The 15,500-nt window shown below is 69.6% G+C and carries 14 protein-coding genes and 1 tRNA gene; 5 read left to right on the top strand and 10 right to left on the bottom strand.

All coding sequences use genetic code 11. The annotated features are described in order from the left end of the window. Positions 1-6 precede the first annotated feature (6 nt). The gene (locus A5648_RS06820) at positions 7-438 is read right to left on the bottom strand and encodes a PH domain-containing protein (protein WP_065023799.1); all 432 of its coding nucleotides are present in this window, start codon (positions 436-438) and stop codon (positions 7-9) included. A 140-nt stretch (positions 439-578) separates the two neighbouring features. Further along, the gene (crgA, locus tag A5648_RS06815; RefSeq protein ID WP_065023798.1) at positions 579-860 is read right to left on the bottom strand and encodes a cell division protein CrgA; all 282 of its coding nucleotides are present in this window, start codon (positions 858-860) and stop codon (positions 579-581) included. A 92-nt stretch (positions 861-952) separates the two neighbouring features. On the opposite strand from crgA, the gene A5648_RS06810 reads away from it, so the two are divergent. Then, complete coding sequence (locus A5648_RS06810) at positions 953-1,705, top strand: DUF881 domain-containing protein (RefSeq protein WP_065023797.1); 753 nt, start codon at positions 953-955, stop codon at positions 1,703-1,705. Positions 1,706-1,725: 20 nt separating this feature from the next. Continuing rightward, positions 1,726-2,406: an aminodeoxychorismate/anthranilate synthase component II gene (locus tag A5648_RS06805; protein ID WP_065023843.1), complete on the top strand. Its 681-nt coding sequence runs from the start codon at positions 1,726-1,728 to the stop codon at positions 2,404-2,406. Between the two features lie 4 nt (positions 2,407-2,410). Here A5648_RS06805 and pknB read toward each other — a convergent pair whose 3' ends face one another. The 7 genes from pknB to A5648_RS06770 all read right to left on the bottom strand — a co-directional run bounded on the left by pknB (position 2,411) and on the right by A5648_RS06770 (position 12,053). Beyond that, positions 2,411-4,285: a Stk1 family PASTA domain-containing Ser/Thr kinase gene (gene pknB, locus A5648_RS06800; protein WP_065023796.1), complete on the bottom strand. Its 1,875-nt coding sequence runs from the start codon at positions 4,283-4,285 to the stop codon at positions 2,411-2,413. Further along, on the bottom strand, positions 4,282-5,517 hold the full coding sequence (locus A5648_RS06795) for a protein kinase domain-containing protein (RefSeq protein WP_065023795.1): 1,236 nt from the start codon (positions 5,515-5,517) through the stop codon (positions 4,282-4,284). The genes pknB and A5648_RS06795 overlap by 4 nt, the downstream gene beginning before the upstream one ends. Next, positions 5,514-6,992, bottom strand: a complete 1,479-nt coding sequence (gene pbpA, locus A5648_RS06790) for a D,D-transpeptidase PbpA (RefSeq protein ID WP_065023794.1) — start codon at positions 6,990-6,992, stop codon at positions 5,514-5,516. Before pbpA ends, A5648_RS06795 begins: the two co-directional genes overlap by 4 nt. Continuing rightward, positions 6,989-8,398, bottom strand: a complete 1,410-nt coding sequence (locus A5648_RS06785) for an FtsW/RodA/SpoVE family cell cycle protein (RefSeq protein WP_065023793.1) — start codon at positions 8,396-8,398, stop codon at positions 6,989-6,991. Before A5648_RS06785 ends, pbpA begins: the two co-directional genes overlap by 4 nt. Continuing rightward, on the bottom strand, positions 8,395-9,861 hold the full coding sequence (locus A5648_RS06780; RefSeq protein WP_065023792.1) for a PP2C family protein-serine/threonine phosphatase: 1,467 nt from the start codon (positions 9,859-9,861) through the stop codon (positions 8,395-8,397). Before A5648_RS06780 ends, A5648_RS06785 begins: the two co-directional genes overlap by 4 nt. Continuing rightward, on the bottom strand, positions 9,858-10,325 hold the full coding sequence (locus A5648_RS06775) for an FHA domain-containing protein FhaB/FipA (RefSeq protein ID WP_065023791.1): 468 nt from the start codon (positions 10,323-10,325) through the stop codon (positions 9,858-9,860). Before A5648_RS06775 ends, A5648_RS06780 begins: the two co-directional genes overlap by 4 nt. Before the next feature lie 141 nt (positions 10,326-10,466). Next, complete coding sequence (locus A5648_RS06770) at positions 10,467-12,053, bottom strand: FhaA domain-containing protein (protein ID WP_065023790.1); 1,587 nt, start codon at positions 12,051-12,053, stop codon at positions 10,467-10,469. Positions 12,054-12,302: 249 nt separating this feature from the next. Here A5648_RS06770 and A5648_RS06765 point away from each other — a divergent pair. Further along, positions 12,303-12,385, top strand: a tRNA-Leu gene (locus tag A5648_RS06765). A gap of 95 nt (positions 12,386-12,480) precedes the next feature. Here the strand turns inward: A5648_RS06765 and A5648_RS06760 are convergent. Beyond that, positions 12,481-13,089 (bottom strand): TetR/AcrR family transcriptional regulator, encoded by a 609-nt coding sequence (locus A5648_RS06760; protein WP_065023789.1) that lies wholly within the window; start codon positions 13,087-13,089, stop codon positions 12,481-12,483. 128 nt (positions 13,090-13,217) lie between these two features. Between A5648_RS06760 and A5648_RS06755 the strand changes: the two genes are divergently transcribed. Next, complete coding sequence (locus tag A5648_RS06755; RefSeq protein ID WP_065023788.1) at positions 13,218-14,582, top strand: flavin-containing monooxygenase; 1,365 nt, start codon at positions 13,218-13,220, stop codon at positions 14,580-14,582. Beyond that, entirely contained in the window at positions 14,573-15,499 is a 927-nt protein-coding gene (locus tag A5648_RS06750) for an alpha/beta hydrolase (protein ID WP_428844314.1), read from the top strand. The genes A5648_RS06755 and A5648_RS06750 overlap by 10 nt, the downstream gene beginning before the upstream one ends. Position 15,500 lies beyond the last annotated feature (1 nt).

Here is a 15,500-nt window from a genome sequence, read left to right as displayed (position 1 = left end):
CACCTCTCAACGGCGGCCGGTGTAACCGGCCGCCGTCAGGGCATCGAAAACGTCGCGGGGATCGGTTCCCAGATCCCACCGGGACAGGATCAGCAGGTCGTCGTCGGTCTCGATCTCGAGCAGCCGATGCGTGCGCCCGATCCGCTGGAACTCGGTGACGCGGACCCGCGTGAGGCTGCCGGGGGCCAGAATCCGGGTGCGCCACCAGCCGCGCACCGCCAGCCCCGCCGGGGTGAGCGCCAGCTTGGGCCGGGCCTGCCAGGAGAAACCGGCAAACACCATCAGGCCGACCCCGGCAATGCCGGCCAGAAGCCGTCCCGGCAGGTCTGTGGCGAGCGTCACAGCGCTGATAGCTAACACCGAGCCGGCAAGCGCGCAACCAGCGATTCCGCCGGCAGGAGGCGACCACTGTGTTTGCTGGCGACGGTCTTCAGTCAATGCGACCTGCGGTTTTGAGGTTATCTACAGGGGTTGTCCACAGTGGGGATAAATCACATCGATGTGATTGAGCAACCGCTTGGTTGCCACGCTGGCATCGCCGACCGCGCCACATATCCGAAATCGCAGGCCAGAGCAGCTCAGCGCCAGCGCATCGTGAGCAACAGCCCGGTGATCATGAAAGCAAACGCGATCGCGTAGTTCCACGGGCCGAGCTCACTCATCCACGTGAGTGCCGCCGGGGTGTCCAACCCGGTGGCCGCCAGCTGGTACACCATCAGCCACACCAGCCCGAACAGCATCAGCCCCAGAAACAGGGCGACGAACCACATGCTCGACGGTCCGCCCTTGACCTTGACCGGCGTGCGGCTCACCGCCGAGGGAGTGAAGCTGGTCTTCTTGCGAACCTTCGACTTGGGCATCAGTACCTCGGGACAGTGCGGCGGTGAAGCTGCGAGTATGGGTCGGTACGAGATTAACCCAGCCGGGCAATCAGCCGAGAATTGGAGAGCCGATGGAGGTCGCGTCTCCCGGCCGCCGCTCCCCCTGGCGGGTCGGTGTTCCCCTGGTGTGTCTGCTGGCCGGTCTGCTGCTGGCGGCCACCCACGGCGTCTCCGGCGGCAAGGAGATCCGCCGCGGCGACGCACCGCGGCTGGTCGACCTGGTCCGTTCCACCCAATCCACCGTGGAGGAACTCACCGACAAACGCGACGCGTTGGCGACCGCGGTGGGGTCGGTGCACGGCCGCGGAGCCGGCGCGGCGCTCTCGGCGATGCGCAACCGCACCGCGCAGATGGCCGAGGCGGCCGGCCTGGAGGCGGTGTATGGGCCGGGCCTGGTCGTGACCCTCACCGATGCCCAGCGCGACGCCAACGGCCGGTTCCCCCGCGACGCCTCCCCCGACGACCTGGTGGTGCACCAGCAGGACATCTCCGCGGTGCTCAACGCGGTGTGGAGCGCCGGCGCCGAGGCCGTCCAGATGCAGGACCAGCGGATCACCGCGGAGTCGGCGCCGCGGTGCGTCGGCAACACCTTGCTGCTGGGCGGCCGGACCTACAGCCCGCCCTATGTCATCACCGCGATCGGCGACCCGGCCGCGATGCAGGCCGCGCTGGCCGACGCTCCCCTGGTCACGCTGTACAAGCAGTATGTGATCCGGTTCGGCCTGGGCTACAGCGAACAGGTCGATGAGGATCTGCAGGTGGTCGAGAGCCCCGGGCCGGCCCGGATGCGCTACGCCGTCCCGGCCGGCCCGGTCGACTACTGAAGTCCCGGTACCCTGTGAGCGTGCGGATCCTGGTCGTCGACAATTACGACAGCTTTGTGTTCAACCTGGTGCAGTACCTGGGCCAGTTGGGCGTGCAGGCTGACGTGTGGCGCAACGACGACGCCCGCCTGGCCGACCCGGCCGCCCTGGACGACGTGGTGACCGGCTTCGACGGAGTGCTGCTCAGCCCGGGGCCGGGCACCCCCGAACGCGCCGGCGCGTCCATCGCCCTGGTCGGCGCGTGCGCCGCGGCGCGGATCCCCCTGCTGGGCGTGTGCCTGGGCCACCAGGCCATCGGCGTCGCCTTCGGCGCCACGGTGGGCCGGGCGCCGGAGCTGCTGCACGGCAAGACCAGCACCGTCTTCCACACCGACACCGGGGTGCTGACGGGCCTACCGGATCCGTTCACCGCCACCCGGTATCACTCGTTGACGATCCTGCCCGAGACGCTGACCGCCGCCCTGGAGGTCACGGCGCGCACCCGCGGCGGGGTGATCATGGGGGTCCGGCACACCGAGCTGCCCATCCACGGGGTGCAGTTCCACCCGGAGTCCATCCTCACCGAGGGCGGCCACCGGATGCTGGCCAACTGGTTGGGGTACTGCGGCTACGCGTGCGAGGACACCTTGGTGCGCCGGTTGGAGGACGAGATCGCCGCCACGGTGCAGACCGCGGTGACACCGGTTCCCGCGATCAGCTGACCGCCTATTGGCCGAAGCGCAGGGTGATGTTGCCGTCGGTGTTGGCGCCCTGGCCCGCCGCCGGGCTCTGGTAGAGCACTCGGTTGTGGCCGGAGCCGCCGGCGTCGACGTCGGCGCCCTTGATCAGCATCCCGGTCCAGCCCAACGCGCGTAGCTGCGGTTCGGCGTCGGTCCAGAACATCCCGGTCACATCCGGCATGACGAACTGATTGCCCCGGGACACCCGCAGTTCGATCACCCCGTCGACCGGCACCGTCTCCCCCGTCGGCGGGCTGGTGGCGATCACCTCGCCGGCCGGGCGCGGGCTGTCCACCGTCACCTCGGTGATCTTGGTGAAGCCGTAGACGGTCAGGTTCTTCTGCGCGAGCTCCACCGTCTGGCCGGTGACGTCGGGAACGGGCTTGGTGGCCGGGCCGCTGCCGATCACGATCACGATCTCATTGGTGATGGCCGTGGTCTGGTTGGCCGGCGGGTTGGTGCCGACCACCTTGTCCTTGAGCTCCGGGGTCGACGGCGAGTCGACCTGCTTGAACCGGCCGAACCCGGCGGCGGTGAGCTTCTTGACCGCTTCGGCGTAGCTCAACGACGCCACGTCGGGCACTTGGCGCTGCTCGGGACCGTAAGACACGTTCACGGTGATCTTGTCGCCCTTGTTCGCCGGGGCGCCGGCCGGCGGATCGGTGCTGATCACATGATCCGGCGGGACGTCGGAGTCAGCACGCTGATCGGTGCGGGTCTTGAAGCCCTTGTTCTGCAGTTCGGCGATCGCATCGACCGACGCCCGACCGCGTACGTCGGGAACCTGGATCTGATGGGTGCGGCCCCCGAAACTGTTGATCGACACCGTGACGATGACGGTCAGTACCGCCAGCACGATCGCGGCGATCAACCACCGGCCCACCGAACCCGGCCGCTCGTGGCCGAAGTCGAGTTCCTGGCGCGGCAGCGGGTCGGTCTGCCCCGCGCCGCCATCCCCCGCCCGGGCCGGCATCAGTGCGGCGCGGTCGGCGTCGGTGAGCACCCGAGGCGCCTCGGGCTTCTCCCCGTTGTGCACCCGAACCAGGTCGGCGCGCATCTCGGCGGCCGTCTGGTAGCGGTTGTCCGGGTTCTTCGCCAGCGCTTTGAGCACCACGGCGTCGAGGTCGGCGGGCAGGCCCGGCAGGCGCTGCGACGGCGGTACCGGGTCTTCGCGGACGTGTTGGTAGGCCACCGCAACCGGTGAATCACCAACGAAAGGTGCGTCGCCGGTGAGGATTTCGTACAGCACGCAGCCCAGTGAGTACACGTCGGAGCGGGCGTCGACGCCCTCGCCGCGGGCCTGCTCGGGGGACAGATACTGGGCGGTGCCGATCACCGCCGCGGTCTGGGTGACACTGTTGCCGGCGTCGGCGACCGCGCGGGCGATGCCGAAGTCCATCACCTTCACCGCGTTGTGCTTGTCGATCATGATGTTGGCCGGCTTGACGTCGCGGTGAATGATGCCGTGCTGGTGGGAAAAGTTCAGCGCCTGACAGGCGTCGGCGATCACCTCGATGGCGCGGGTGGGCGGCATCGGGCCGTCGTTGTGCACGATGTCGCGCAGCGTGACACCCTCGACGAGCTCCATCACGATGTAGGGCAGCGGACCGGCCGGGGTCTCCGCTTCGCCGGTGTCATAAACCGCGACGATCGCCGGGTGATTCAGGGCAGCGGCGTTCTGCGCCTCGCGCCGGAAGCGCAGATAGAAGCTCGGGTCGCGGGCCAGGTCGGCGCGCAGCACCTTGACGGCCACGTCGCGGTGCAGGCGGGTGTCGACCGCCCGGTGCACCTCCGACATGCCGCCGAAGCCGAGGATCTCGCCGAGCTCATAGCGGTCGGAGAGCCGCTGCGGGGTGGTCATCGTGCCGTCCTGGTCCAGGACCAGCCGGAGGAATGCGCGGGGGGCGGCTCAGAGCTCGAGGACTCGACGCTCGACGATTCGACCGGCGGTCCACCGGTGTCGGTGACGGTGGCCGGCGCCAGCGAGCCGCCCGGACTCTTGGCGTTCACCACGATCAGCACCGCGATGATGATCGCCAGCGTGCCCAGCACCCCGGCCGCCCACAGCAGCGCGCGCTGCCCGGCGGTGAAGGTGCGCCGCGGCGCGGGCGGACGGTGGTTACCGGTGCCGGGCCGGGCCCGTCGTGCCGCGGTGGCCCGCGCCGATACCGGCGGCGCCACCCGGGTCGCGGCCGTCGACGGGATCGCCGATGGCGCGGCACGCCCGGGCGGCAGCGATTGGCTGGGCCGGGGCGGTCGCCGGCCCGAGCGCACCGCGGCGACCGCGTCGGAGAAGGGGCCGCCACTGCGATAGCGCATACCGGGGTTCTTGGCCAGCGTGATCTCGATGAGCTCCCGCACGTTGGGCGGCAGCTCGGCCGGCAGCGGCGGGGGCGGCTCCTTGATGTGCTTCATGGCGACGGTCAGCGCGCCGTCACCGGTGAACGGACGGCGCCCGGACAGCACTTCGTAGCCGACCACGCCCAGAGAGTAGACATCGCTGGCCGCGGTGGCGTCCTGGCCCAGGGCCTGCTCGGGGGCGATGTACTGGGCGGTGCCCATCACCATGCCGGTCTGGGTGACCGGTGCGGCGTCGACGGCCTTGGCGATCCCGAAGTCGGTGATCTTCACCTGGCCGGTGGGCGTGATCATGATGTTGCCCGGTTTGACGTCGCGGTGCACCAGCCCGGTGCTGTGTGCCACCTGCAGCGCCCGGCCGGTCTGTTCCAGCATGTCCAGGGCGTGCCGCAGCGACAGCCGCCCGGTCCGTTTGAGTACGGAGTTCAGCGGCTCGCCGTTGACCAGCTCCATCACCAGGAAGGCAGTGCGGCCCTCGCCGTCAAGCTCGGTCTCGCCGTAGTCGTGCACGCTGGCGATGCCCGGGTGGTTGAGCATGGCGGTGTTGCGCGCCTCGGCGCGGAACCGTTCGATGAACTCCGGGTCGGAGGAGAACTCGGGTTTGAGCACCTTGACCGCGACCCGGCGACCCAGCCGGTTGTCGACGGCCTCCCACACCTGACCCATGCCGCCGGTGGCGATGAGCCGCTGCAACCGGTAGCGCCCGGCCAGCGCCGCTCCAACCTGCGGACTCATGATCGCCCCTGAAGTGCTGCTTCGATGACGGCTCGACCGATCGGTGCCGCCAGCGCGCCGCCGGTCGCGGCCAAACGGTCGCCGCCGTCCTCCACGACGACGGCGACGGCCACCTTCGGGGCGCTGGCCGGGGCGAAGGCGATGTACCACGCGTGCGGCGGAGTGTTCCGCGGATCGGGACCGTGCTCAGCGGTGCCCGTCTTCGACGCGATCTGTACGCCCGGGATGGCCCCTTGCTGCTGGGTCACTTTTTCGGCGTCGATCATCAGTTCCGTTAGCTTAGCCGCGACCTGCGAGGACACTGCACGGCGTAGTTCGCGCGGTTGCGTCGTCGCGATGCCGGCCAGATCCGGCCCCTCCAGCCCCTCCACCAGGTAGGGCTGCATGGTCAGCCCACCGTTGGCGATGCTCGCGGCGATCACCGCGTTCTTCAGCGGCGTCACCGCGACATCCTTCTGTCCGATGCTGGTCATTCCCAGTGCGGCGGCGTCGCGGATCGGGCCGACGGTGGACTCGGCCACCTGCAGCGGGATGGCTTCGGGTGTGATGTCCAGACCGAAGCCCTGGGCGGCAGTGCGCAGCGCCTCGGCGCCGGTGCGGATACCGAGCTGGACGAAGGCGGTGTTGCAGGATCGGGCGAACGCAACCCGCAGCGAGACGGTCGCCGCGTTGCCTTCGCAGTTGTTGCCGCCGAAGTTCTCCAGCTTGACGGTGCTGTCGGGCAGCGCGATGCGGGCCGCGTTGGTCAGCTGCTCGTTCTCGCTGACGCCGGACTGCAGCGCGGCCGCGGTGGTGATCAGCTTGAACGTCGAGCCCGGCGGATAGGTCTCACTGATGGCGCGGTTGGTCAGCGGCGAACTGGGGTCGTCGCGCAGCCGCTGCCAGGCCCGGCCCTGCTGCTCCGAATCATGCGAGGACAACTGGTTGGGGTCATACGAGGGCGCCGACACCAGCGCCAGGACCTTGCCGGTGGACGGCTCCAGGGCCACCACCGCGCCGCGGCAGCCACCGGAACAGCCCTTCTGCATCGCCTCCCAGCCGGCCTGCTGCACTCGCGGGCGGATGGTGGTCTCCACGGTGCCGCCGCGGGGACTGCGGCCGGTGAAGAAGTCGGCCAGCCGAAGCCCGAACAGCCGCGGATCCGAGCCATTGAGCACGGTGTCCTCGGCGCGCTCCAGGCCGCTGCTGGAGTAGCGCAGCGAGTAGAAGCCGGTGACCGGCGCATACACCGCCGGGTCGGGGTAGATGCGCTGGTATTTGATCCGGTCGTCGGTGGCCACCGAGTAGGCCAGCAGTTGGCCCGAGGCGGTGATCTGGCCGCGCTGGCGGGAGTATTCGTCGAGCAGCACCCGCTGATTGCGGGGGTCGGCGCGCAGCCCGTCGGCAGCGAAGACCTGGGTCAGCGTGGCGTTACCCAATAGCAGCACGATCAGCGCCATCAGGGTCATCGTGACGCGGCGCAGCGAGGTGTTCATACGCGCTCGATCACCGCCGTGCCGGTATCGCCGATCGCGGCGGTGCGCTGCGGCCGGGTGCTCAGCGGGCGGCGGGCGGCGTGTGAGACGCGCAGCAGGAGCGCCAGCAGCACATAGTTGGCCAGCAGCGACGACCCGCCGTAGGACAGCCACGGCGTGGTGAGCCCGGTCAGCGGAATCAGCTTCGTGACGCCGCCGACCACGATGAACAGCTGGATGCCCAGGGTGGCCGCCAGGCCGGCCGCCAACAGCTTGCCGAAACTGTCGCGCACCGCGATCGCGGTCCGCATGCCGCGCACGATCACGATCGTGTAGAGGATCAGCACGCCGGCCAGCCCGACCAGACCCAGTTCCTCGCCGAACGCGGCGATGATGAAGTCCGTCGACGCCGCGGGCACGTAGCCGGGCTGACCGTTGCCCAGCCCGGTGCCGAAGATGCCGCCGGTGGCGAAGCTGAACAGCGACTGCACCATCTGATAGCCGACGCCCTCGGGGTCGGCGAACGGGTCGAGCCAGGTCTGTACCCGCACCCGGACGTGGCTGAACATGAAGTACGCGGCGATGCTGCCTGCGGCGAACAGCAGCATCCCGATCACCATCCAGCTGAACCGGCGGGTGGCCAGGTACACCATCACCAAAAACGACGCGTACAGCAGCAGCGATGTGCCCAGGTCCTTCTCGAACGCCATCACGCCGACCGAGATCACCCAGGCGGCCAGCAGCGGCGCCAGGTCGCGCGGGCGGGGCAGGTTCATCCCGAGCACGTGCTTGCCGGCGCTGGTGAACAGCTGGCGTTTGGAGACCAGGACCGCGGCGAAGAAGATCAGCAGCAGGATCTTGGAGAACTCGGCGGGCTGAATCGAGAAGCCGGGCAAGCGGATCCAGATCTTGGCGCCCTGTCGCTCCGACAGCGAGGCCGGCAACAGGCCGGGGATCACCAGCAACACCAGGCCCGCCAGCCCGCAGAGGTAACCGCTGCCGGCGAGCTGACGGTGGTCCTTGAGCAGCTCGAGCACGAGGGCGAAGGCGATTACGCCGACCAGCGTCCACAGCATCTGGGAGGTGGCGCCCGGGCGGGTGCCGGCGCCGTCGAGCACAGCGCCCAGATCGATGCGGTGGATCATCACCAGCCCGAGGCCGTTGAGCAGGGCCACCACCGGCAGCAGCAGCGGGTCGGCGTACCGCGCCGAGTGCCGGATGACCAGGTGCGCGAAGACGAACAGCACCAGAAACGCCGTCCCGTAGCCGAGCAGGTCCCAGCGCAGACCCTTCTCGTGGCCGGCCTCGACGATCAGCATCGCCACCGCGATGATCATGGTCGCGAAGCACAGCAGCAGGAGTTCGGCGTTGCGTCGATCGGGCAGCGCCGGGGTCAGCGCCACCGGCGGCTGCGGCGCTGTGGTCATGAGGCCGCCCGGCAGTCGGTCCCCGGTTCGAGCGGGGCCGGCGGCAGGTTGGTCAGAGTGGGCAGGTGCGGCACCCCGGAGTTCGGGGCCGGCTGAGGCGGGCCGGGCCGTGGGCCGGCCGGGGCCGGGCTCGGATCCGGGGCGCGTGAGGGCGTCGCACCGCTGCCGTCGGCCTTCCCGCCGGTGCTCCGCGCCGGGCACAGCGGCAGCAGCGAGTCACGGGCCAGGTTGCGCAGTTGGGTGATCGCGTCGTCGAGGGTGCCGGCAGGCAGGCCGTTGCTGACCTGCTGACGTGCCGGCAGCCGCAGATCCTGCAACGTCATCAGCCGGCAGGCCAGCTTGTCGCCGGACTGGCTGAAGCTGATCTGCACCAGATCGCCGCGGCTGTCGAGGCAGCCGAGCAGGTAGGGCTCCTGCAGCGGCAGACCCAGGATCGAACCTTGCACGCCGCGCATGATCGCCACCGTTCCGCCGTAGGCGGTGACGTAATAGTTGGTGCGCACGATCGCCCGTCCGATCAGCAGCGCGGCGGCCAGCAGGGCCAGCAGCAGCACCGCGATGATGATCTTGCGGCGCCGGGACCGGGGCGGTGCGGTCAGGGTTTCGATCCGCGGCAGCACCCTTTTGGCGACGGTCTTGCGCGGCGAGATCGCCGAGGCCCGCCCGGCGGCGGTGTCCAGGGCGGTGGTGTGGTCGTCGTCGCTGTCGGAGACCGCCCCGGCCAGGATCGGCTGGGTCTGGCCGTAGTCGACGTCGACGACGTCGGCCACCACCACGGTCACGTTGTCCGGTCCCCCGCCGCGCAGCGCCAACTCGATCAGCCGCAGTGCGCTGTCGTTGACGTCGGGGATCTCCAGCGCCTCGTGGATGGTCTCGGTGCTGACCGGGTCGCTCAAACCGTCGGAGCACAGCAGGTAACGGTCGCCGACCTGCGCCTCGCGCATGATCAGCGTCGGCTCCACCTCGTGGCCGGTCAGGGCCCGCATGATCAAGGACCGCTGCGGGTGGCTGTGGGCCTCCTCCAAGGTGATCCGGCCTTCGTCGACCAGGGTCTGAACGAAGGTGTCGTCCTTGGTGATCTGGCTCAGCTCGCCGTCGCGCAGCAGGTAGCCGCGCGAGTCGCCGATGTGGGCCAATCCCAGCCGGGGCGGGGCGAACAGGACCGCGGTCAGCGTGGTGCCCATGCCCTCGAGTTCGGGATGCTCCTCGACGTAGGCCGCGATCGCCGAATTGCCTTCCTGCACAGCTGATTCCAGCTTCGCCAGCAGGTCCCCGCCAGGCTCGTCGTCGTCAAGGTGGGCCAGCGCGGCGATCACCAGCTGGGAGGCGACCTCGCCGGCCGCGTGCCCGCCCATGCCGTCGGCCAGCGCCAGCAGACGCTGGCCGGCGTAGACGGAGTCCTCGTTGTTGGAGCGCACCAGGCCGCGGTCACTGCGGGCGGCATACCGCAGAACCAGGCTCACCGCCGGAGCTCGATCGCGGTCTTGCCGATGCGTATCGGCGTTCCTAGGGGCACCCGTACCGCTGTGGTCACCTTCACCCTGTCAAGGTAGGTGCCGTTGGTCGAGCCGAGGTCTTCGACATACCATTCGGACCCCCGTTGAGATAGTCGGGCGTGTCGGGTGGACGCGTAATCGTCGGTGAGCACCAGGGTCGAATCGTCGGCCCGGCCGATCAGAACCGGCTGATCACTGAGCGCGATGCGGGCCCCGGTCAGCGGTCCCTCGGTCACCACCAGGTGGCGGGCGCCGGTGCGTGGCTGCCGCGAAGGCAGCAGCACGCCCCGGATCGACAGGCCGCGGCGCACCATCACCGCGCCGGCCGGCGCGTAGATGTCGGTCCGCAGGATCCGCAGCACCGACCAGATGAACAGCCACAGCAACGTCAAAAAACCGGCTCGCGTCAGCTGCAGCACGAGTCCCTGCATCCGGCGTCCTCTCCGTCCTTGTGCCGTCCATGTGCGCTCACGGCGGAGCACTTCGGCAAAGTCACGATACTTGGACGTGGGTGGCCGTAGGGCAAAGCGGGAGGGCTTCGCTGCTACCCGGCGGCGTGGGCTCCGTTCCTCCTAGTGAACCCGGACGATGATCTCGGAGTGCCCGAGCCGGATCACGTCGCCGTCGGCCAGCTGCCATTCCTGGACGGGCGCGTTGTTGACCGTGGTGCCGTTGGTGGAGTTCAGGTCGGACAGTAGAGCCACCCGGCCGTCCCAGCGAATCTCGAGGTGACGTCGCGACACCCCGGTGTCCGGCAGCCGGAACTGGGCGTCCTGGCCGCGACCCACCACGTTGGTGCCCTCGTGCAGCTGGTAGGTCCGTCCGCTGCCGTCGTCGAGCTGCAAGGTGACCGAGGCCGGAGCCGAGTAGGCGCGCTGGCCGTAGCCGCCGCCCGGAGCGTCATAGCCGCCGGCGGCCGGCGGCTGGCCGTAGTCATATCCGCCTGGGCCACCCTGGGCGTCGCCGTAGCCGCCCTGCTGGCCGTAGTCATAGCCGGCCGGGGCGCCCTGCGATTCGCCGTAGCGGTAGTCGGGCTGGCCGTAGTCGGGCTGGCCGTAGTCCGGCTGTGCGTAGTCCTGCCGGCCGTAGGACGGCGCACCCTGGTCATAGCCGCCGCCCTGGTCCGGGTAGGAGGGGCGCTGCTCGGGCTGGGCCTCGGGGTAGGCGCCATGCTGGGAGTAGTCGTCGTGGCGGGCCGGGGGGCGCTCGTAGTCGCCGTAACCGGGCTGGCCGCCGCCGCCCGGGTACGCCGGTGCCGGCGGAGGCTGGTGCTGCGGGTAGCCCTGCTCATAACCGGAGGGCGCGCCATACCCGCTCGGCGGGCGCTGCTCGTAGGACTGCGGGTAGCCGCCCTGGCCGCCGGGATAACCGCCCTGCTCGGGGTAGCCGCCCTGCTCGGGGTAGCCGCCGTGCTCGGGGTAGCCGCCGTGCTCGGGGTGACCGCCTTGTTCGGGGTAGCCGCCCTGCTCGGGCCGACGTGGCGGGGCATAACCGCCCTGGCCGCCCGGGCCCTCGGGGTAGCCGCCGCCGCGCTGGTCCTGCTGGTAAGGCTCGGGTTCCGGGGCGTAGTGGCCACGAGGGTCCTGACCGCCCCGAGCGTCGTCGGCCGGGCGGCCGTAACGCGGGTCGTAATAGTCGTCGCCGGGACGGTCCTGTTGCCCGTGGGCGCCGCGGTAGCTCGGGTTATCGGTCATCGGTGGCACTCCTGATTCTGCGGTAAACGCATGATCTGATTCTGGCGGGCGGGATTCACTGACCGTGTGGTGGGGGCGGGCGTCCGGATTGACAGCTCCCCGCGTGCGGACCTGACCGGTACGCAGACTCGGTGACTGCTCGAACCGGACAACCACATCACCATACGTTTGCCACCCCTGTTCGCCGATATACCCCGCTAAATGCCGGGCGAAGGCCTTCGACGTCAAATCCTGGTCGGCGCCCACATTGTCGTAGTCGTCCACACCGAGGGTAATGACGTATTCGTTGGCTGCCAAAAGTTGATTTCCCGCCAACGCCCGCACCCCCGCGGCGGCCTCCCGGCGCAACGCGGCCTCGACCTCCTCGGGGACGACCTCCCCGCCGAAGACCCTGGCCATCGCATCCTCCACGGCGGATTCGAGCCGGCGCTCGATGCGCTGAACCAGCCCGCGCTGGCTGTCCATCCCCTGCCGCCTCACTCGCCGCCGTCAATTCGTCGTGCCGGGGACGCGTCGCCGCGGCGTGTCGCTGCGCTGCATCCGCCCTGGACATGGTATCGACCCGGTGTGCCGCCGCGGCACCCTTGTACGGCGGAGAATCGGATAAGACCAGGTCACGAAGGGGTCACGGCGCGCTGCGCTACGGTGGTCCCCGGGTTCCGAACCGGGTCGGAAGTGCCCTCCAGGAGCCGTGATAGGCTCCCCCGGTCGCTCGGGCGAGTGGCGGAATGGCAGACGCGCTGGCTTCAGGTGCCAGTGTCCTTCGGGACGTGGGGGTTCAAGTCCCCCTTCGCCCACAATTGTTGTTCGGCAGCACCCCGGCCTTTTTCGGCCGGGGTTTTCTGTTTGCTGGGGCTGGGTGCACCGACTTGCTGCACCCAGGTGCTCGGCGCTACTCAGCTCCCCCCGGCGGCTGCCGCAGCCCCGGCAGCACATACCGGCGCAGATGCCGCCGCACCGCCGCCGGGTCGTCGGGATCGATGTGATTGCCCGGGACGCTGCCCAGGGTGATCATCACCCGTGCCACCCACTCGCTGGCCTCCGGCAAGTCGGTGTCGGGATGGATGTCGCCGCTGGCGGCGGCAGCCTCCAGGAACGGGTACCAGAACCCGGCGAGATCCGGCACCAGCCCGCTCACCCCGGCACCGGCGCACGCCGCGAACTCCTCCGGTTCGGCGGTGCGCAGCCGCATCAGCAGGGTGCCCGGATCGTCGTAGGCGCGGCGCCCGATCTGCATGCCGGCCACCAGCTGCTCCTCGAAGCTGCGCAGGGTGGACAGTTCGGCGCGGGACCGAGCCCAACTGGTCTCGACCAGGCGGATGATCGCGGCGCCGACGAGCGCGGGCTTGTCCGGGAATTTCCGGTACAGCCAGGCGCGCGACACCCCGGCGCGCTCGGCGACATCGATCATCGTGGTGGCCCGGATCCCCTTGTCGGCCAACAACTGCTCGGTCGCATCCAGCAGCCGAACGGTCGTCGACGACGCCGGGTTTGCGTTCACGGGTCCACCTCCTGGCCGGCAAGCCTAACAAGCCAGTAGACAGATTCGTGGATCTGTGTACTATTGCCACTCATCGCATAGACACTTGTGCTGAGCCTGTCTACTCCCCCGATGCCGGAGGTTCCCCCTTGTCCGCACCGCGCACCGCGATCATCGGGGCCGGCATCAGCGGCCTGACCGCCGGAAAGATGTTGTCCGACTACGCAATCGACTACACCTGTTTCGAATCCTCGGACCGGATCGGCGGCAACTGGGCCTTCGGCAATCCGAACGGCCATTCCAGCGCCTACCGCTCGCTGCACATCGACACCTCCAAGCACCAGCTGTCCTTCAAGGACTTCCCGATGCCGGCCCACTACCCGGACTTCCTGCACCACACGCTGGTCAAGGAGTACCTGGAGTCCTACGCGCAGGCCTTCGAGCTCAAACGCAACATCGAGTTCAACACCGAGGTCGCCCACGCCCAGCGGCTGCCCGGCGGCGGCTGGGAGCTGGAACTGGCCGGCGGTCAGCGGCGCCGCTTCGATCTGCTGGTGGTCGCCAACGGCCACCACTGGGATCCGCGCCTGCCGGACTTCCCCGGCCAGTTCACCGGCGACACCCTGCATGCGCACCACTACATCGACCCCAAGACGCCGCTGGAGTTCACCGGCAAGCGCATCCTGGTCGTCGGCTTGGGCAACAGCGCCGCCGACATCGCCGTCGAACTGTCGCAGAGGGCGCTGGACAACGAGCTGACCCTGTCGACGCGCTCCGGCGCCTGGATCGTGCCGAAGTATTTGGCCGGCAAACCCGCCGACAAGTACTACCGCACCAGCCCCTATCTGCCGTACTCCTGGCAGCGCAAGTTCGCCCAGTGGGCCCAGCCGTTCATCGCCGGCCAGCCCGAGGACGTCGGACTGCCGACGCCCAACCACAAGTTCTTCGAGGCGCATCCCACCCAATCGGTGGAGCTGCCGTTGCGGCTGGGGTCCGGCGACGTCATCGCCAAGCCCGACATCAGCCGGTTAGATGGCGACACTGTGCATTTCACCGACGGCACCAGCGGTGAATTCGACGTCATCATCTACGCCACCGGCTACAACATCACCTTCCCGTTCTTCGACCCGGAGTTCATCAGCGCACCGGACAACCGGATCGACCTGTACAAGCGGATGTTCTACCCCGGCATCGACGACCTGGTGTTCGCCGGATTCGCCCAAGCCACCCCGACCCTGTTCCCGTTCGTGGAGGCCCAGGCCCGCCTGATCGGCGCCTACGCCGCCGGCCGCTACCGGCTGCCGTCGGTCACCGAGATGCACCGGGTGATCGACGCCGACATGCGCAAGTACACCGGCCACATGCTGGATCGGCCGCGGCACACTCAGCAACTCGACTACTTCCTCTACGAACACGACATCCGCACCGCCGAGATCCCGCGCGGGGCAAAGCGGGCCGCCGAACTCGGCGCGCCGGGCTGGGCCGGAGTGCACCGGACGGGGGCATCCGCGTGAGCACGGTCCGGTTCGACAGCGACGGCACCACCTGTGTCGCCCAATTCTTCCCGGCGGCCGGCGGCACCGGCGATTCCGCCGGCGCACCGGTGGTGGTGCTCGGACACGGCTTCGGCGGCACCGTCGACTCCGGATTGGTCCCGTTCGCCGAACGGTTGAGCGCCGCCGGCTTCGCCGCGTTCGCCTTCGACTACCGCTATTTCGGGGCCTCCGAGGGCCTACCGCGGCAACGGATTTCGATCAGGGAACAGATCGCCGACTTCCGTGCCGCCTGCACCGCGGCGGCGGCGCAGCCGGGCGTCGACGCGCGGCGGCTGGTGGTGTGGGGCGTCTCGCTGGCCGGCGGCCATGTCTTCGAGGTGGCGGCCACCACGCCCGGTGTCGCGGCCGCCGTCGCGCTCACCCCGCTGGTCAGCGGCCCGGCTGCCGCCGTCGCGGCGCTGCCGCAGCACCGGCCGTCGACCATGCTGCGTTCGACGGTGACCGGGTGGCGCAGCGCGCTGGCTCAGCGGGCGGGCCGCGGGCCCGCGACGATCCCCCTGGTGGGCCGGCCCGGCGAGCTGGCCACTCTGACGGCCGACGGCTACTACGAGGCCTACCTCGCGATGGCCGGGCCTACCTGGCGCAACGAGGTCGACGCCGGAGTCGGCATGCAGTTGGGCGGCTACCGCCCGGCCGCCAAGCACGCCAAGTCGATTCGCTGCCCGATGCTGGTGCAGATCGCCGACTTCGACCGCGGCGCTCCCCCGCAGGCCGCGGCGAAGGCGGCGTTCGCCGCGCGCGCCGAAGTCCGCCACTATCCGTGCGATCACTTCGACGTCTTCGCCGGCGGCGCCTGGTTCGACCACGTCGTCGACCACCAGATCGCGTTCTTGGTCAGGCATCTGGGGGCACCGACCGCTAGCGTCACGGGTTAGG

Origin of the sequence: Mycolicibacter sinensis, from assembly GCF_001673565.1 — a bacterium.
GTDB classification, from domain to species: Bacteria; Actinomycetota; Actinomycetes; order Mycobacteriales; family Mycobacteriaceae; genus Mycobacterium; species Mycobacterium sinense_C.
This window is presented reverse-complemented; position numbering and strand designations above follow the sequence as displayed.

What these genes read in the sequence shown, in the direction of transcription:
- pbpA (WP_065023794.1), bottom strand. Translation starts at nt 6,992, where the DNA reads ATGAACACCTCGCTGCGCCGCGTCACGATGACCCTGATGGCGCTGATC.
- A5648_RS06770 (WP_065023790.1), bottom strand. Translation starts at nt 12,053, where the DNA reads ATGGACAGCCAGCGCGGGCTGGTTCAGCGCATCGAGCGCCGGCTCGAA.
- A5648_RS06785 (WP_065023793.1), bottom strand. Translation starts at nt 8,398, where the DNA reads ATGACCACAGCGCCGCAGCCGCCGGTGGCGCTGACCCCGGCGCTGCCC.
- A5648_RS06795 (WP_065023795.1), bottom strand. Translation starts at nt 5,517, where the DNA reads ATGAGTCCGCAGGTTGGAGCGGCGCTGGCCGGGCGCTACCGGTTGCAG.
- A5648_RS06775 (WP_065023791.1), bottom strand. Translation starts at nt 10,325, where the DNA reads ATGCAGGGACTCGTGCTGCAGCTGACGCGAGCCGGTTTTTTGACGTTG.
- crgA (WP_065023798.1), bottom strand. Translation starts at nt 860, where the DNA reads ATGCCCAAGTCGAAGGTTCGCAAGAAGACCAGCTTCACTCCCTCGGCG.
- A5648_RS06810 (WP_065023797.1), top strand. Translation starts at nt 953, where the DNA reads ATGGAGGTCGCGTCTCCCGGCCGCCGCTCCCCCTGGCGGGTCGGTGTT.
- pknB (WP_065023796.1), bottom strand. Translation starts at nt 4,285, where the DNA reads ATGACCACCCCGCAGCGGCTCTCCGACCGCTATGAGCTCGGCGAGATC.